The 13,328-nt window shown below is 68.1% G+C and carries 12 protein-coding genes and 1 pseudogene; 3 read left to right on the forward strand and 10 right to left on the reverse strand.

All coding sequences use genetic code 11. The annotated features are described in order from the left end of the window. Positions 1–21: 21 nt before the first annotated feature. Positions 22–1,167, reverse strand: a complete 1,146-nt coding sequence (locus LI92_RS15915; RefSeq protein WP_046320476.1) for a phosphotransferase family protein — start codon at positions 1,165–1,167, stop codon at positions 22–24. Positions 1,168–1,211: 44 nt separating this feature from the next. Here LI92_RS15915 and LI92_RS15920 point away from each other — a divergent pair, with 44 nt between their 5' ends. Genes LI92_RS15920 through LI92_RS15930 form a run of 3 tightly spaced genes read left to right on the forward strand, consistent with a single transcriptional unit; the run spans position 1,212 to position 3,509 of the window. Next, positions 1,212–1,814: a TetR/AcrR family transcriptional regulator gene (locus LI92_RS15920; RefSeq protein WP_046320478.1), complete on the forward strand. Its 603-nt coding sequence runs from the start codon at positions 1,212–1,214 to the stop codon at positions 1,812–1,814. A gap of 4 nt (positions 1,815–1,818) precedes the next feature. Continuing rightward, a complete protein-coding gene (locus LI92_RS15925; RefSeq protein WP_046320480.1) occupies positions 1,819–2,514 on the forward strand; it encodes a PIG-L deacetylase family protein in 696 nt (231 codons plus the stop codon). After that, positions 2,511–3,509 (forward strand): Gfo/Idh/MocA family protein, encoded by a 999-nt coding sequence (locus tag LI92_RS15930; protein ID WP_046320481.1) that lies wholly within the window; start codon positions 2,511–2,513, stop codon positions 3,507–3,509. The genes LI92_RS15925 and LI92_RS15930 overlap by 4 nt, the downstream gene beginning before the upstream one ends. Before the next feature lie 19 nt (positions 3,510–3,528). Here LI92_RS15930 and LI92_RS15935 read toward each other — a convergent pair whose 3' ends face one another. The 9 genes and pseudogenes from LI92_RS15935 to LI92_RS15975 all read right to left on the reverse strand — a co-directional run. After that, entirely contained in the window at positions 3,529–4,017 is a 489-nt protein-coding gene (locus tag LI92_RS15935; protein WP_046320482.1) for a flavin reductase family protein, read from the reverse strand. Positions 4,018–4,058: 41 nt separating this feature from the next. Next, positions 4,059–5,660: an NADH-quinone oxidoreductase subunit NuoN gene (gene nuoN, locus LI92_RS15940; protein ID WP_046320483.1), complete on the reverse strand. Its 1,602-nt coding sequence runs from the start codon at positions 5,658–5,660 to the stop codon at positions 4,059–4,061. Between the two features lie 2 nt (positions 5,661–5,662). Then, positions 5,663–7,267 carry an NADH-quinone oxidoreductase subunit M gene (locus tag LI92_RS15945; RefSeq protein WP_046320485.1) on the reverse strand — a complete coding sequence of 535 codons (1,605 nt, stop codon included), beginning with the start codon at positions 7,265–7,267 and terminating at the stop codon, positions 5,663–5,665. Further along, on the reverse strand, positions 7,264–9,204 hold the full coding sequence (gene nuoL, locus LI92_RS15950; RefSeq protein WP_046320486.1) for an NADH-quinone oxidoreductase subunit L: 1,941 nt from the start codon (positions 9,202–9,204) through the stop codon (positions 7,264–7,266). Before nuoL ends, LI92_RS15945 begins: the two co-directional genes overlap by 4 nt. A gap of 15 nt (positions 9,205–9,219) precedes the next feature. Further along, a complete protein-coding gene (gene nuoK / locus LI92_RS15955) occupies positions 9,220–9,519 on the reverse strand; it encodes an NADH-quinone oxidoreductase subunit NuoK (protein ID WP_046320487.1) in 300 nt (99 codons plus the stop codon). Then, positions 9,516–10,343: an NADH-quinone oxidoreductase subunit J gene (locus tag LI92_RS15960; RefSeq protein ID WP_046320488.1), complete on the reverse strand. Its 828-nt coding sequence runs from the start codon at positions 10,341–10,343 to the stop codon at positions 9,516–9,518. Before LI92_RS15960 ends, nuoK begins: the two co-directional genes overlap by 4 nt. Further along, a complete protein-coding gene (gene nuoI / locus LI92_RS15965) occupies positions 10,343–10,912 on the reverse strand; it encodes an NADH-quinone oxidoreductase subunit NuoI (RefSeq protein WP_046320489.1) in 570 nt (189 codons plus the stop codon). The genes LI92_RS15960 and nuoI overlap by 1 nt, the downstream gene beginning before the upstream one ends. Next, positions 10,905–12,134: an NADH-quinone oxidoreductase subunit NuoH gene (gene nuoH / locus LI92_RS15970; protein ID WP_046320490.1), complete on the reverse strand. Its 1,230-nt coding sequence runs from the start codon at positions 12,132–12,134 to the stop codon at positions 10,905–10,907. The genes nuoI and nuoH overlap by 8 nt, the downstream gene beginning before the upstream one ends. Beyond that, a pseudogene (locus tag LI92_RS15975) lies at positions 12,131–13,273 on the reverse strand (molybdopterin-dependent oxidoreductase); the annotation flags it as partial. The pseudogene LI92_RS15975 and the gene nuoH, both read right to left, overlap by 4 nt. Positions 13,274–13,328: the final 55 nt, after the last annotated feature.

Below are 13,328 nucleotides of genomic sequence, written 5' to 3' on the forward strand. Positions count from 1 at the left end.
ATTCGTCAAGTGGTCCCAGCATCAGTTCTCTACTCCCATCAACTTTCTGAGCAGTCCGGCGTGGTAGAACAGCGACTCGGGGCTCTCCGGCTTCGCCATCTCCCCGAAATGCACACGGCGGGCGCCGGTGCGCATGAAGACGATCCCCCACATCACGCCGGCGTAGACGTAGAACCAGTGCAGGTCGCCGAGTTCGACGCCGGTCAGAGCGCGGTAGGTGGCCCGGACATCCTCTTCGCGCAGCACCTGCGGAAGCCCGGGCAGCCCCGCCAGCCCAGCGAGCTCCTCGAAGACCAAGTGCGCGAAGATGAGCCACGAGACGTCCAGCTCGCGTGGTCCCAGCGTCACCATTTCCCAGTCCAACACCGCAACCGGGCGGAAATCACGGTAAAGCACATTGCCGACGCGGGAGTCGCCCCAGCACAGCACGGTCTCACCGGCCGCCACGTCGGCCGGCCAGTTCTGCTCCAGCCAGGCCAGGGCCCGGTCCAGCAGCGGCGAACGCCCCATGTCGGGCACCGCGAACTCGTACCATTGCCGCACCTTCTCGAAGTGGCGCCGCAGCGCGGTGTCTCCGTCGGCGTCCTCGTCGAGGAAGGAGAAGGTCTGTGCCGCATCACCGATGGCATGCAGCTTGGCCAGCACCTCGACGGTGCGGTCTTGCAGGCTCCGCTGCTGTTCGGCCGTCGCGTCGGCGAACCAGTTGCCGCCGAACGTGTAGGGCATGACGTCGGGTGGCACGTCGCCGTCCACCCGATCCATCAGGAAGAACGGCCGGTCCAGCACCTCGCCGGTCGGTTCCAGCCAGCGGACTTTCGGCACCGGGACATCGGTGAGCTCGCCCACCCGCCGCATCACCTCGAATTGGTGATCGAGGCGGTAGGCCGGAAACACCGGAACGTCCTCGGGTGCCGGTGCCACCCGCATCACCCAGCGCTGGTGTTGCGGACCTTCGTCGGCCGGCCAGCGCGCGGCGAGCATGATGGTCTCCGACGACATGCCGTTGGTGTCCACACCGCTTTCGACACTGATCTCCGGCGTGATCGCGCCGGGCAGCTTCGTGGCAAGCCAGCGAGACATTACCGTGGGCAGGGTGGTGACATCGCGGCTCGAACGTTGGAGTCGGCCAACGTCTTTTTCCACTTCCACAGTCGGTTGGTCGACCACGGCGGTATCCTCCGTCAGGTAATTACGATACGACAGGTAGCGGTATGAAAGCAGAACCTTCAGCCCTTGACAAGGGGCCCGGCGCCGGACGGCCTCGTGACCCCCGCATTGACGCTGCCATATTGCAGGCCGCGGTGGAGCTTGTTGTCGAAGTCGGTTATGCCAACCTGAGTCTGGCGGCTGTCGCGGAGCGAGCGGGGACCACCAAGACCGCGCTCTACCGCCGGTGGCCCAGCAAAGCCGAATTGGTGCACGAAGCCGTCTTCTCGGTTCCGCCGAGCGCGGTGACCGCCGGACCCGGCGATGCGTTCGGCATTCTCCAGGCGATGATGACCGGTGCGCGTGACTCCTTCACCGACCCGGTGGTGCGGGCCGCCCTGCCCGGCCTGATCGCCGACATGTCGACCAACGCCGAGCTGACCGCCCGGGTGCTGTCACGGTTCCAGGGCCTGTTCGAGGTGACCCGTCACTGGGTGGCAGAGTCGGTGAGCCGCGGCGATGTGCGCGCGGGCGTGGACGCCGGACGGCTGGTCGAGATCATCGGCGGCGCAGTGCTGTTGAGCATGATGCTGCGCCCCCAGGACACTCTCGACGACGACTGGGTACAACAGACGGCGGACATCATCGCCCGCGGTGTGCTCACCTAAGGCCATGTCCGCACCGAACGAACCGCTGCCGTTCCCGGCGGACTGGGCATCGATGCTGGTGCTGGTTCCGCATCCCGACGACCCCGAATACGGCATTGCGGCAGCGGTGGCGAAGTGGACCGCCGCCGGCAAACGGGTGCGCTACGCGCTGGCATCCCGGGGCGAGCGGGGTATCGCCGGGATGGATCCGCAGGAAGCCGGCCCACTGCGGGAGGCCGAGCAACGGCGGGCCGCGGCGATCGTGGGCGTGGACCCGGTCGCCGGCGTCGAGTTCTGGGACTTCCCGGACAGCAACATCACCAACACGCCGGCACTGCGGGCCAAGATCGCCTCGGTGATCGCGCACGTGCGCCCCGATGTGGTGGTCGCGGTCTACGGCGCCCCCGAGTTTGCGCCGGGGATGCCCAATCAGCGTGACCACATCGAATTCGCCGCCGCGGTCACCGACGCCTGGGACGCCATGGCGTCCACGCCCCGTTGGCTTTTCCAGGGCGGGCCGGGACCCAGTCACGTCGAGGACGTGGACGCCTACCTCGACACCGCGGTGGAGTCGCTGGCCGCCCACGAGGTCTACCTGTCGGTGCTCGACCCCGCCACCGCGGTACGTGAGCAGGCCCGCAAGGTGGTCGATATGACGACCTCGGCGCTGCCCGGCCGCCGGGTGGCCGGTTTCCGTCTCATCCGGAGCGCCGAGGCATGACCGGAACCACCCCGGTGCTGCGCATCGGAGTGCTGGGGGCGGCCCGGATCGCCCCGGATGCACTTGTCAAACCCGCCGCCGCCAACCCGGACGTGGTGGTCAGCGCCGTGGCAGCGCGCGACGCCAGCCGCGCCCGTGCCTTCGCCGGCAAACACCGCATCGAGCGGGTCCACGACAGCTACGACGCGCTGATCGCCGACCCGGCCGTCGACGCCGTGTACATCCCGTTGCCCAACCACCTGCACGGCCGGTGGACCCGCGCCGCGCTGGATGCCGGCAAGCACGTGCTGTGCGAGAAACCGTTCACCGCCAACGCCGATGAAGCCCGTGCGATCGCCGCGGCCGCCGCGCGCACCGACCTGGTGGTGATGGAGGCGTTCCACTACCGCTATCACCCGATGACACGTCGCATCGAGGAGATCATCGCCTCGGGTGAATTGGGCAAGCTCCAGCGGGTCGACGCCGCGCTCAGCTTTCCCCTGCCGCGCTTCTCCGACATCCGCTACCACTACCCGCTGGCCGGCGGAGCGTTGATGGACGCCGGCTGCTACGCGGTGCACATGGCCCGTACCTTCGGCGGTGAGACCCCCGACGTCGTGCAGGCGCAGGCGAAACTGCGTGATCCGTTCGTGGACCGCGCGATGACGGCAAGGCTGCGATTTCCGGGCGGGCACACCGGGACGATCCGCTGCTCGCTGTGGTCGGCGAACCTGTTGCAGATCAGTGCCCGCGTGGTCGGCGAACACGGCGAGCTGCGCGCCCTCAACCCGTTGATGCCCCAGTACTTTCACCGATTGGGCGTTCGCTCCCGGCGGGGCAGTCGGGGGGAGCGGTTCAGCCATCGGGCTTCCTACGCCTACCAACTCGACGCGTTCGCCGCCGCCGTGCTGCGCGGCGCCCCGGTTCGGACCACCCCGCAGGACGCGATCGAGAACATGGCCGTCATCGACGCGATCTACCGGGCCGCGGGTCTGCCGCTGCGCGAACCGGCCTGAGCGCCGCGGCGGTGATCGCTCAGGCGCTGTGGCCCGGTTCCAGGTCCCCGACGTCGGCAAACGACAACAGCTCGCCGGTGCGCTGGTCGGCTTCCGCGGCGACCGGCTCCAACAGGTAGCCGAGATGGTCGCCGAGGTCGATGCGGCGCAGGGTCTTGCCGACGAACCAGCCCGGTGCCGCATCGAGTATGGGCATTCCCTCCGGACCCCGGTGCCAGGCGCAGTGCTCGAATTTGTTGATGTCGTCCCCGGTCTGGCTGCCGAACAGCCGGGCCAGCTCCATGTCCTGGCGGGCCAGCACGTGGACGGCCACGTGCTCGGACGCGGCCGCCACGGCGAAGGTGTGATTGCGTTTGGAGATTCCCACCAGGAATCTCGCCGGATCGATGCTGGTCTGGGTGGCGAAGCCCACCAGGCAGCCCGAGGTCTCGTCGTGTGCTGAGGTGGTGACCACAAACATGGTGTAGTCCAGCATGCTGACCAGCTGCTGAAATGACTCGTCGCCCATATCCGAGGGTGTACCCGCCCGGGGCGACGGGCATACCCCGCTTACTGCGCGAATTGCGTTGCCGCGTCCACCAGGTCCAGCAGCGGTTGCGGGAACACTCCCAGCAACACCGTCACCGCTGCGCACAGGGCGATCGCCGCCTTGCTCCACATACTGGGCAGAACCAGGTTCGGCGGATCGGCAGGGGAGTCGGTGAAGAACATCAACACGATCACCCGGACGTAGAAGTAGGCGGCCACACCGCTGGCGACCACGCCCACCACCACCAGCGGTGCGGCACCGCCTTCGGCCGCGGCCTTGAAGACCGCGAACTTGCTGATGAAGCCACTGGTGAGCGGAATGCCGGCGAAGGCCAGCAGGAACATCGAAAACAGCAAGCCCACCACCGGATAGCGCCGGCCCAGCCCTGCCCACCGGGCCGTGTCGAGTTCCTCTTCACCGCCGGCGCCGCGGATCAGATTCACCACGGCGAAGGCGCCCACGGTGGAGAAGCTGTAGGCGACCAAGTAGAACAGCGTCGCCGAGACGCCGGCCGGGATCGCGGACAAGACGCCGGTCAGCAGGAAGCCCGCGTGCGCGATCGAGGAATAGGCGAGCATCCTTTTGACCTCGGTCTGGGTGATCGCTGCGATGGTGGCGACCACCATGGTCACGATGGCGATCAGCCACAGCAGGGGACGCCACTGGTCGTGCAGCGCCGGCAGCGCGACGTAGAGGATGCGCAGCATCGCCCCGAAGGCGGCGACTTTGGTGGCGGCCGCCATGAACCCGGTGACCGGTGTCGGCGCCCCGACATAGACATCGGGCACCCAGGAATGGAAGGGCACTGCACCGACCTTGAAGAACAGGCCGACCAGGATCAGGCCGGCACCGATCAGCGCCAGCGGGTCGCCGCTGTGGGCGAACAGCCGCTCGCCGATCTCTGTCAGGGTCAGTGTCCCGGTGGCGCCGTAGAGCAAAGCGGCGCCGAACAGGAACAGCGCCGAGGAGAACGCGCCCAGCAGGAAATACTTCAGTGCTGCTTCCTGGGACAGCAGGCGGCGGTAGCGGGCCAGGCCGCACAGCAGATACAGCGGCAGGGAGAGCACTTCCAGTGCCACGAACATGGTGACCAGATCGTTGGCGGCGGGAAACACCATCATGCCGCCGATCGCCAGCACGGTCAGCGGGAACACCTCGGTCTGGGTCACCCCGGCCCGGGCGGCGTCGAGTTCGGCGACGCTGTCGGGTACCGCCGACGCCTGGGGCGTGAACGCGTCCATGCCCGCGCGCGGCGGGGCCGTCGGCGAGGCCGCGGCACCCGGACCTTCGACAACGCCGGTGCCGATGTTGCGCTCCGCCATGAACACCACGGCCATGATCCCCACCAGTGCGATGGTGGCCTGCAGCACCAGCGCCGGCCGGTCTACCGCCACCGCGCCCAGCACCGCGACACGGCCGTCGGCCGGCAGTTCGCGGCCCACCTCGACGATTGCGGCGAACGCGGCGGCCAGGCCGCCGACGGCGAGTAGCACTTGGGTCGCATAGCGCGCCCGACGCGAGACGAACGCTTCGACTGCCACGCCGGCCACCGCGGTGCCGAAAACGATCAGCAGCGGCAGCACGAGGCCGTATTCGACAGATGGAATGGGCATGCCCGCCATGGTCAGTGCGCCCCCTCAGCGGTCAGCGGTGCCGGGTCGGTCTGACCGATCGTGGTCAAGGTGTGCTCGACGCCCGGATTGATGATGTCCAGCGCCGGTTTGGGATAGAAGCCGAGGAACAGCAACAGCGCGATCAACGGGGTGACGACCAGCAACTCGCGCGGGACCAGATCGTGGATGCGTTCATTGCCGTGCGCGACGGGCCCGGTCATCACCCGCTGGTAGAGCCACAGCATGTAGATCGACGACAACACCAACGCCGTGGAGCCGACCGCCGCCGCCACCCAATACCGGTTAAACGTGCCGATGAGCACCAGGAATTCACTGATGAACGGGGCCAGGCCCGGCAGCGAGAGGGTGGCCATCGAGGCGACCATGAAGGTGCCGGCCATCACCGGGGCCACCTTCTGCACGCCCCCGTAGTCGGCGATCGCCCGAGTGCCGCCGCGTCGGGCGATCAGGAATCCGGCGATCAAGAACAAGGCCGCCGTGGACAATCCGTGGTTGAGCATGTACAGCGTCGAACCGCTCTGTCCCTGGCTGGTCATCACGAAGATCCCCAGAATGATGAACCCGAAGTGGGAGATCGAGGTGTAGGCGATCAACCGCATGATGTCGCGTTGCCCGATCGCCACCATCGCGCCATAGACCACTCCGATGACCGCGAGCGCGATGATGGTCGGCCGGAAATAGGTCGACGCGTCCGGGAACAGCTGCAGGCAGTAGCGCAGCATCCCGAAGGTGCCCACTTTGTCCATCACCGCCATCATCAGCACCGCGGTCGCGGGAGTCGATTCCACCGCCGCGTCGGGCAGCCAGCGGTGCAGCGGCCACAGCGGAGCTTTGACCGCGAAGGCGAACATGAAGCCGGCGAACAGCAGCTTGAGGACGCCCGGATCCACGGTGGTGGTCGCCGGCGAGAAGATCGAGACCAGTTCCCGGAAATCGAACGTACCGCCGGACGAGCCCGCCCCGGAACTGGCCACGTACACCCCGATTACGGCGGCCAGCATGATCAGGCCCCCGAACAGGTTGTACAGCAGGAACTTCAGGGCTGCCTGGGAACGCTTCGCGCCCCTGCCGAAGCCGCCGATCATGAAGTACATCGGGATCAGCATGGCTTCGAAGAACACGTAGAACAGCAAGACGTCCAGCGAGACCAGCGAGATCAACACCATCGCCTCGACGGTCAGCGTCAGCGCCGCGAATGCGTGCGGTCCCCGGGCGCGACCTGCCGGGCGCGGCGCGTCGTCAGCATCGGCGCCGGTCTCCCCGTCGTTCCACCCGGCCAGCATCAGCAGCGGCACCAGCCCGGCGGTCAGCAACGCCAGGATCACCGCGATGCCGTCCACCCCGACGGTGTAGCTCGCCCCGAACGCCGGTATCCAGGAATGGGATTCGACGAACTGGTAGGGGGCCGCCACCGGAGTGGTGTCGAACCCGACGGTGACCACGACGGCCACCCCCAGCGTGGCAAGGCTGACCAGCAGGCCGGTGTACTTCGCCAGGCCCGGCCGGCTGGCCGGCAACACGATCACCAGTCCGGCGCCGACCAGCGGCAGCAGCCACAGCAGGCTCAGCCAGGGCACGCTCGTGTCCGCGTTCACAGCTGCACCGCCAGCACCATCGCCACGACCAGGACCGCACCGGCGAGCATCGTCAGCGCATACGAGCGCACGAAGCCGGTCTGCAGGCGCCGCACCAGATATGAGGCGATCGCCACCAGCCCCGCCCCGGTGTTGACCGAGCCGTCGACCACCCCGTCGTCCACCTTGACCAGGTCTTGGGCAAGTCGGTTACCCGGACGCATCAGCACCTCCTCGTTGAAGGCATCGCCGTAGAGATAGTTGCGGGCCGCCACCGTCAGCGCCGAGACGTCGCTGGGAGCGGTGATCGGTATCGGCTTGCGGCCGTACATGTTGTAGGCCACCGCGACACCGGCCAGGACGACTCCCAGGGTGATGGCTCCGGTAAGCCAGGCCGGGATGGCGTGCGCTGCGTGATGTTCGCCGGCCGCCGCCACCGAGCTGACCACCGGCTCCAGCCAGTGCTCCAAACGCCCGCCGACGGCCAGCGCGCCGCCGGCGAAGACGGCGCCGATCGCCAGCACGATCATCGGCCAGGTCATCGCTGACGGCGATTCGTGCGGATGCTGCAGTGCCCGCTCCGCGGTCACCTCGCTCTCGTCGGCCGCCCAACGGCGCTCGCCGCCGAACGTCATCAGCATCACGCGGGTCATGTAGAAGGCGGTGATACCGGCGCCCAGGATGGTCACGGCCCCCAGGACCCAGCCGCGGGTGCCGCCGGTGGCCAGTGCGGCCTCGATGATGGCGTCCTTGGACCAGTAGCCGGCGAACGGCGGCACCCCGATGATCGCCAGGTAGCACAGGCCGAACGTCACGAAGGTCACCGGCATGAAGCTGCGCAGGGCGCCGTAGCGGCGCATGTTCTGCTCGTCGTTCATTCCGTGCATCACCGACCCGGAGCCCAGGAACAGTCCGGCCTTGAAGAACCCGTGGGTGAGCAGGTGCATGATCGCCACCGCGTAGCCGGCCGGGCCCAGTCCCGCGGCCAGCACCATGTAGCCGATCTGGCTCACCGTGGAGGCGGCCAGGGCCCGTTTGATGTCGTCGTTGGCGCAGCCGATGATGGCACCGAACAGCAACGTGAGGGCGCCGACCACGACCACGGCCAGGCGGGCGTCGGGGGACAGGTCGAACACCGGGCCCGACCGCACGATCAGGTAGACGCCGGCGGTCACCATGGTGGCGGCGTGGATCAGCGCCGATACCGGTGTCGGGCCTTCCATCGCGTCGAACAACCAGGCCTGCAGCGGCACCTGTGCGGACTTGGCGCAGGCGCCCACCAGCAGCAGCAGACCGATGGCAGTGGTCAGGCCGCTGGGACCGGCCTCGCCGACCGCGCCGAACAGGCCGTCGAAGGACAGCGTGCCGAATCCGGCGAACATCACGAACATGGCCAACGACAGTCCGATATCGCCGACGCGGTTGGAGACGAAGGCCTTTTTGCCCGCCGCGGCCGCCACCGGCCGCGCGTACCAGAAGCCGATCAGCAGGTAGGATGCCAGACCCACGCCTTCCCAGCCGACGTAGAGGCCCAGGTAGTTGTCGGCGACCACCAGCAGCAGCATCGCGGCGACGAACAGGTTCAGGTAGGCAAAGAAGCGCCGGCGGTCGGGATCGTGCTTCATGTAGCCGGTCGAGTAGATGTGGATCAACGCGCCCACGCCGGTGATCAGCAGCACGAAGCAGATCGAGAGCTGGTCGATGAGCACTCCGAAGTCGACCTGCAGGGCACCCACCGGCACCCAGCTGAACAGGTGGGTGTGGATCGACCGGTCGTCGGGGCCTCGGCCCAGCATGTCGGCCAGCAGGGCCAGCCCGATCCCGAACGAGCCGAGCACCGTGGCGCAGGCCAGCAGGTGCCCCCACCGGTCGGTTCGGCGCCCGCCGAGTAACAGGATCAGCGCACCGGCGGTCGGCAGGGCAACCAGCAGCCAGCTCAGCTGGCTCAGATTCGTCATAGGGCTCCCAAACTCCTAGCCGCGCAGTAGGTTCGCGTCGTCGACCGAGGCCGATCGCCGGGCCCGGAAGATCGTCATGATGATGGCCAGGCCGATCACCACCTCACAGGCGGCGACGACCATGGTGAAAAACGCCACCATCTGGCCGTCGAGCGCAGAGTGCAGCCGCGCGAAGGTGACGAACGCCAGGTTGGCGGCATTGAGCATCAGCTCGACACACATGAACATCACCAGGGCGTTGCGGCGCAACAGCACTCCGGTGGCGCCGATGGTGAACAGCATCGCCGACAGGTACAGGTAGTTCTCCGGATTCACTGGTCCTCCCCGTTGCCGGCTGGAGTTCCCGCGGACGTGTCGGCGGCGTGTTCGGCATTGCCGGTGGCGCCGACCCAGCGGTGGGTCAAGGTGTCCGACACCGACAGCGCCGAGAACGTCCCGTCGGGCAGGCGAGCGGCGACGTCCACGGCGTTGTGGCGCGCGTAGACACCGGGGGTGGGCAGTGGTGTGGGCCGCCGGCCGGATTGGAAGCGCTGGATAGACAGCTCCCGCTGGGTCATTCGGGGCCGCAGCCGCTCACGGTGGGTCAGCACCATTGCTGCGAGCACCGCGGTGATCAGCAACGCGCTGGTGAGCTCGAACGCCCACAGATAGCGGGTGAAGATCAGCGCCGCGAGGCCTTCGACGTTGTGCTGGCTCAGGTCCGCCGATCCGGTCGGGGTCGCTGCGGGTGTGCTGATGCCGCGCAGGTGCATGGTGGCCCCACCGATCCCGGCGATCAGCAGCATTCCGAACCCGATGCCCGAAAGCGTGGCGGCGATCCGCTGGCCGCGCAGTGTCTCCGCCAATGACTCGGCCGAGTCGACACCGATCAGCATCATCACGAACAGGAACAGCATCATCACCGCGCCGGTGTAGACCACGATCTGCACCACGCCGAGGAACATCGCGTCCTGGACAAAGTAGAACACCGCCAGGATCAGCATCGTCATCGCCAAAAACAGTGCCGAGTACACCGCTTTGGCGGCGGTGACCACCCCGATGGCCCCGATGACGGCGACCACGCCGAGAATCCAGAACGTGACCGCCTCCCCGGTGGAGGTGCGCACGACGATGTCGGCGGCGAGCAGGTGGCCGCCCATCAGGCTTTGCCCTGCTTGACTCGGTCCAGCATGACGAACAGATCAGGGTCGGCGTCGAGTCCGTTCGGGCTGACCCTGCCCAAGTAGTAGTCCTTTTCGGTGGCGCCGGGCGGCATCGCGTGCGGCGGGGCCACCATGCCGGGTTCCAGCGGTGCCAGCAACTGCTCGCGCTCCCAGATCAGCTCGGCACGGTTGTCGGCGGCCATCTCGTATTCGTTGGTCATGGTCAGTGCGCGGGTCGGGCAGGCTTCGATGCACAGCCCGCAGCCGATGCAGCGCAGGTAGTTGATCTGGTAGACCCGGCCATAACGTTCGCCGGGGGAGAAACGCTCCTGGTCTGTGTTGTCGGCGGCCTCCACATAGATCGCGTCGGCCGGGCAGGCCCACGCGCACAGCTCGCAGCCGATGCATTTCTCCAGCCCGTCCGGGTGCCGGTTGAGGCGGTGCCGGCCGTGGTACCGCGGCGCCGTCGGCTTCTTGCGCTCCGGGTAGCCGTCGTTGATCGGCCGCTTGAACATCGTCTTCCACGTGACGCCGAACCCGGCCAGGGCGTCTCTGAGGCTAGCCATGGATGTCCTCCTTGGCCCGCGACGACGGGCGTTGCGGCAGCGGTGGGGTGGGGAATGAACCTTGCGATGCGACGATTGGAGGCGCCGGCGCCGATTCGGAGAGACGGGTGTTCAACGCGCTGAATCGCCGGTGCAGCGCCAGCAGCACCACGACCGTGGTCAGCGTGCTCAGGCCGGCCAGTGCCAGTTGCCAATTCGCGTAGCCGTCGTTGCGCAGACTGCGCATCCCGGCGGCGAGCAGCACCCAGGTCAGCGCCACGGGGATCAGGATCTTCCAGCCCAGCGCCATGAACTGGTCGTAGCGCAACCGGGGCAGGGTGCCGCGCAGCCAGATGTAGACGAAGATGAAACCCCACAGCTTCGCGGTGAACCACAACAGTGGCCACCAGCCGGTGTTGGCGGCCGGCCACATGTTGAACGGGAACGGCGCGTGCCAACCGCCGAGGAACAGCGTGACGGCGACCGCGGACACCGTGGTCATGTTGATGTATTCGGCCAGGAAGAACAGTGCGAACTTCAGCGACGAGTACTCGGTGTGAAAGCCTCCGACGAGTTCGCCTTCGGCCTCGGGCAGGTCGAACGGCGCCCGGTTGGTCTCGCCGACCATCGCGGTCAGGTACACCAGGAAGGCCGGCATCAACAGGAACGCGAACCACACCCGGTCCTGGGCCGCCACGATTCCCGAGGTGGCCATCGTCCCGGCGTAGAGGAACACCGAGGCGAACGCCAGTCCCATCGCAACCTCGTAGGAGATCACCTGGGCGGTGGAGCGGATCCCGCCGAGCAGGGGATAGGCCGAACCCGACGACCAGCCGGCCAGGATGATTCCGTACACGCCGATCGAGGACATCGCCAGGACGAACAGCACCGCGATCGGCAGGGCCGCCAGCTGTAACGCGGTGCGGTGGCCGAAGATGCTGACCTCGGGACCCAGGGGAATCACCGCGAACGCCGTGATCGCCGGCACCGTCGAAATGACCGGGGCCAGAGCGTAGATCGCCCGGTCGACGTTGAAGGGGGTGATGTCCTCCTTGAGTGCCAGCTTGATCGCATCGGCGAGGCTCTGCAGCCAGCCTTTGGGCCCCACCCGGTTCGGGCCGGGGCGCATCTGCATGCGGCCCACGACTTTGCGTTCGATGACGATTGCCAGGACAACCGTCAGAAGCAGAAACAAGAAGATGCCCAGCACCTTGACCAGCATCAACCACAAAGGATCGCTCATGGCGTGCGTCCAATCTGTACTGTCGCGCCGGGGCTGACCCCCAGGTCCCGGTGTACCGCCGAGCCGGCCGAGTTCATCGGCAGCCACACCACGTTGTCCGGCATGTCGGTGATCGCCAGCGGCAAGGTGATTGCGCCGCGCTCGGTACTGACCGTGATCGGATCCCCTGCTGCGGCACCGATGTCGGCGGCTGTCGTGGCCGACAGGCGCGCCACCGGTGTGCGGGCGGTGGCCGCCAGGTTGCGTTCACCGGCCTGCAACCGTCCCTCGTCGAGCAACATGCGCCAGCCGGCCAGCACCGCTTCACCGCTGCCGGGGTGCGGCGGCGGGCTCGCGGCCACGTCCGGCGCGGCGGTCCGGTCACCGGCCCAGCTGCGCAGCGCCGCCAGCTCCTCGCGGGCCGCTTCCAGGGTGGACAGGCCCAGCGGCACGCCCATTTCCTCGGCGATGACGTCGAGGACCCGCCGGTCCGGGAGGGCGCCGCTGTCACCCAGGGCGACGCCGAACCGACGGTGCCGGCCCTCCCAGTTGACGTACGTACCGGCCTTTTCGGCCGCGACCGCGACCGGCAGCACCACGTCGGCGCGTTCGGTGACTTCGCTGTGCCGCTGCTCGAGGCTGACCAGGAAGCCCACCGCGTCCAGGGCCGCCAAAGCCGCTGCCGGGTCGGCCAAGTCGGCCGGCTCGACCCCGCCGACCAGCAGTGCCTGCAGGGTGCCGTCGCCGGCGGCCGCCAGGATGGCGTCGGTGGTGCGCCCGGCCTGCGACGGCAGGCCGTCGGGGCCGTCGAGGCCCCAGGCCCGTGCGACCTCGGCTCGCGCCCCCGGGTCCTCCAGCGGACGCCCGCCGGGGAGCAGCCCGGCCAGCGCGCCGCTGTCCAGCGCGCCGCGCTCGCCGGCACGTCGGGGCACCCACGCCAGCTTGGCGCCGGTGGCCTCGGCCAGCCGGATCGCCGCCGACAGGGCTCCCGGCGAGGTCGCTAGGCGTTCGCCGACCAGGATCACCGCGCCCGGCTGGCGCAGCGATTGCCCGATGTCGGCGGTGTGCAGGTCGTCCAAGGCGGCGGCCTCGCCGCCGGGAACGACGGCCAGCAGGGTGCCGGACATCTTGGCCAGGCCGCGGTCGGCGAAGGGGGCGACCGTCGGTCAGACCAGCCTGCTCGGCTCGATGCACCTGGCGCTCAATCCACCGGTC

This window comes from Mycobacterium sp. UM_Kg1 (assembly GCF_000972925.1).
In the GTDB taxonomy this organism is placed as follows: Bacteria; Actinomycetota; Actinomycetes; order Mycobacteriales; family Mycobacteriaceae; genus Mycobacterium; species Mycobacterium hiberniae.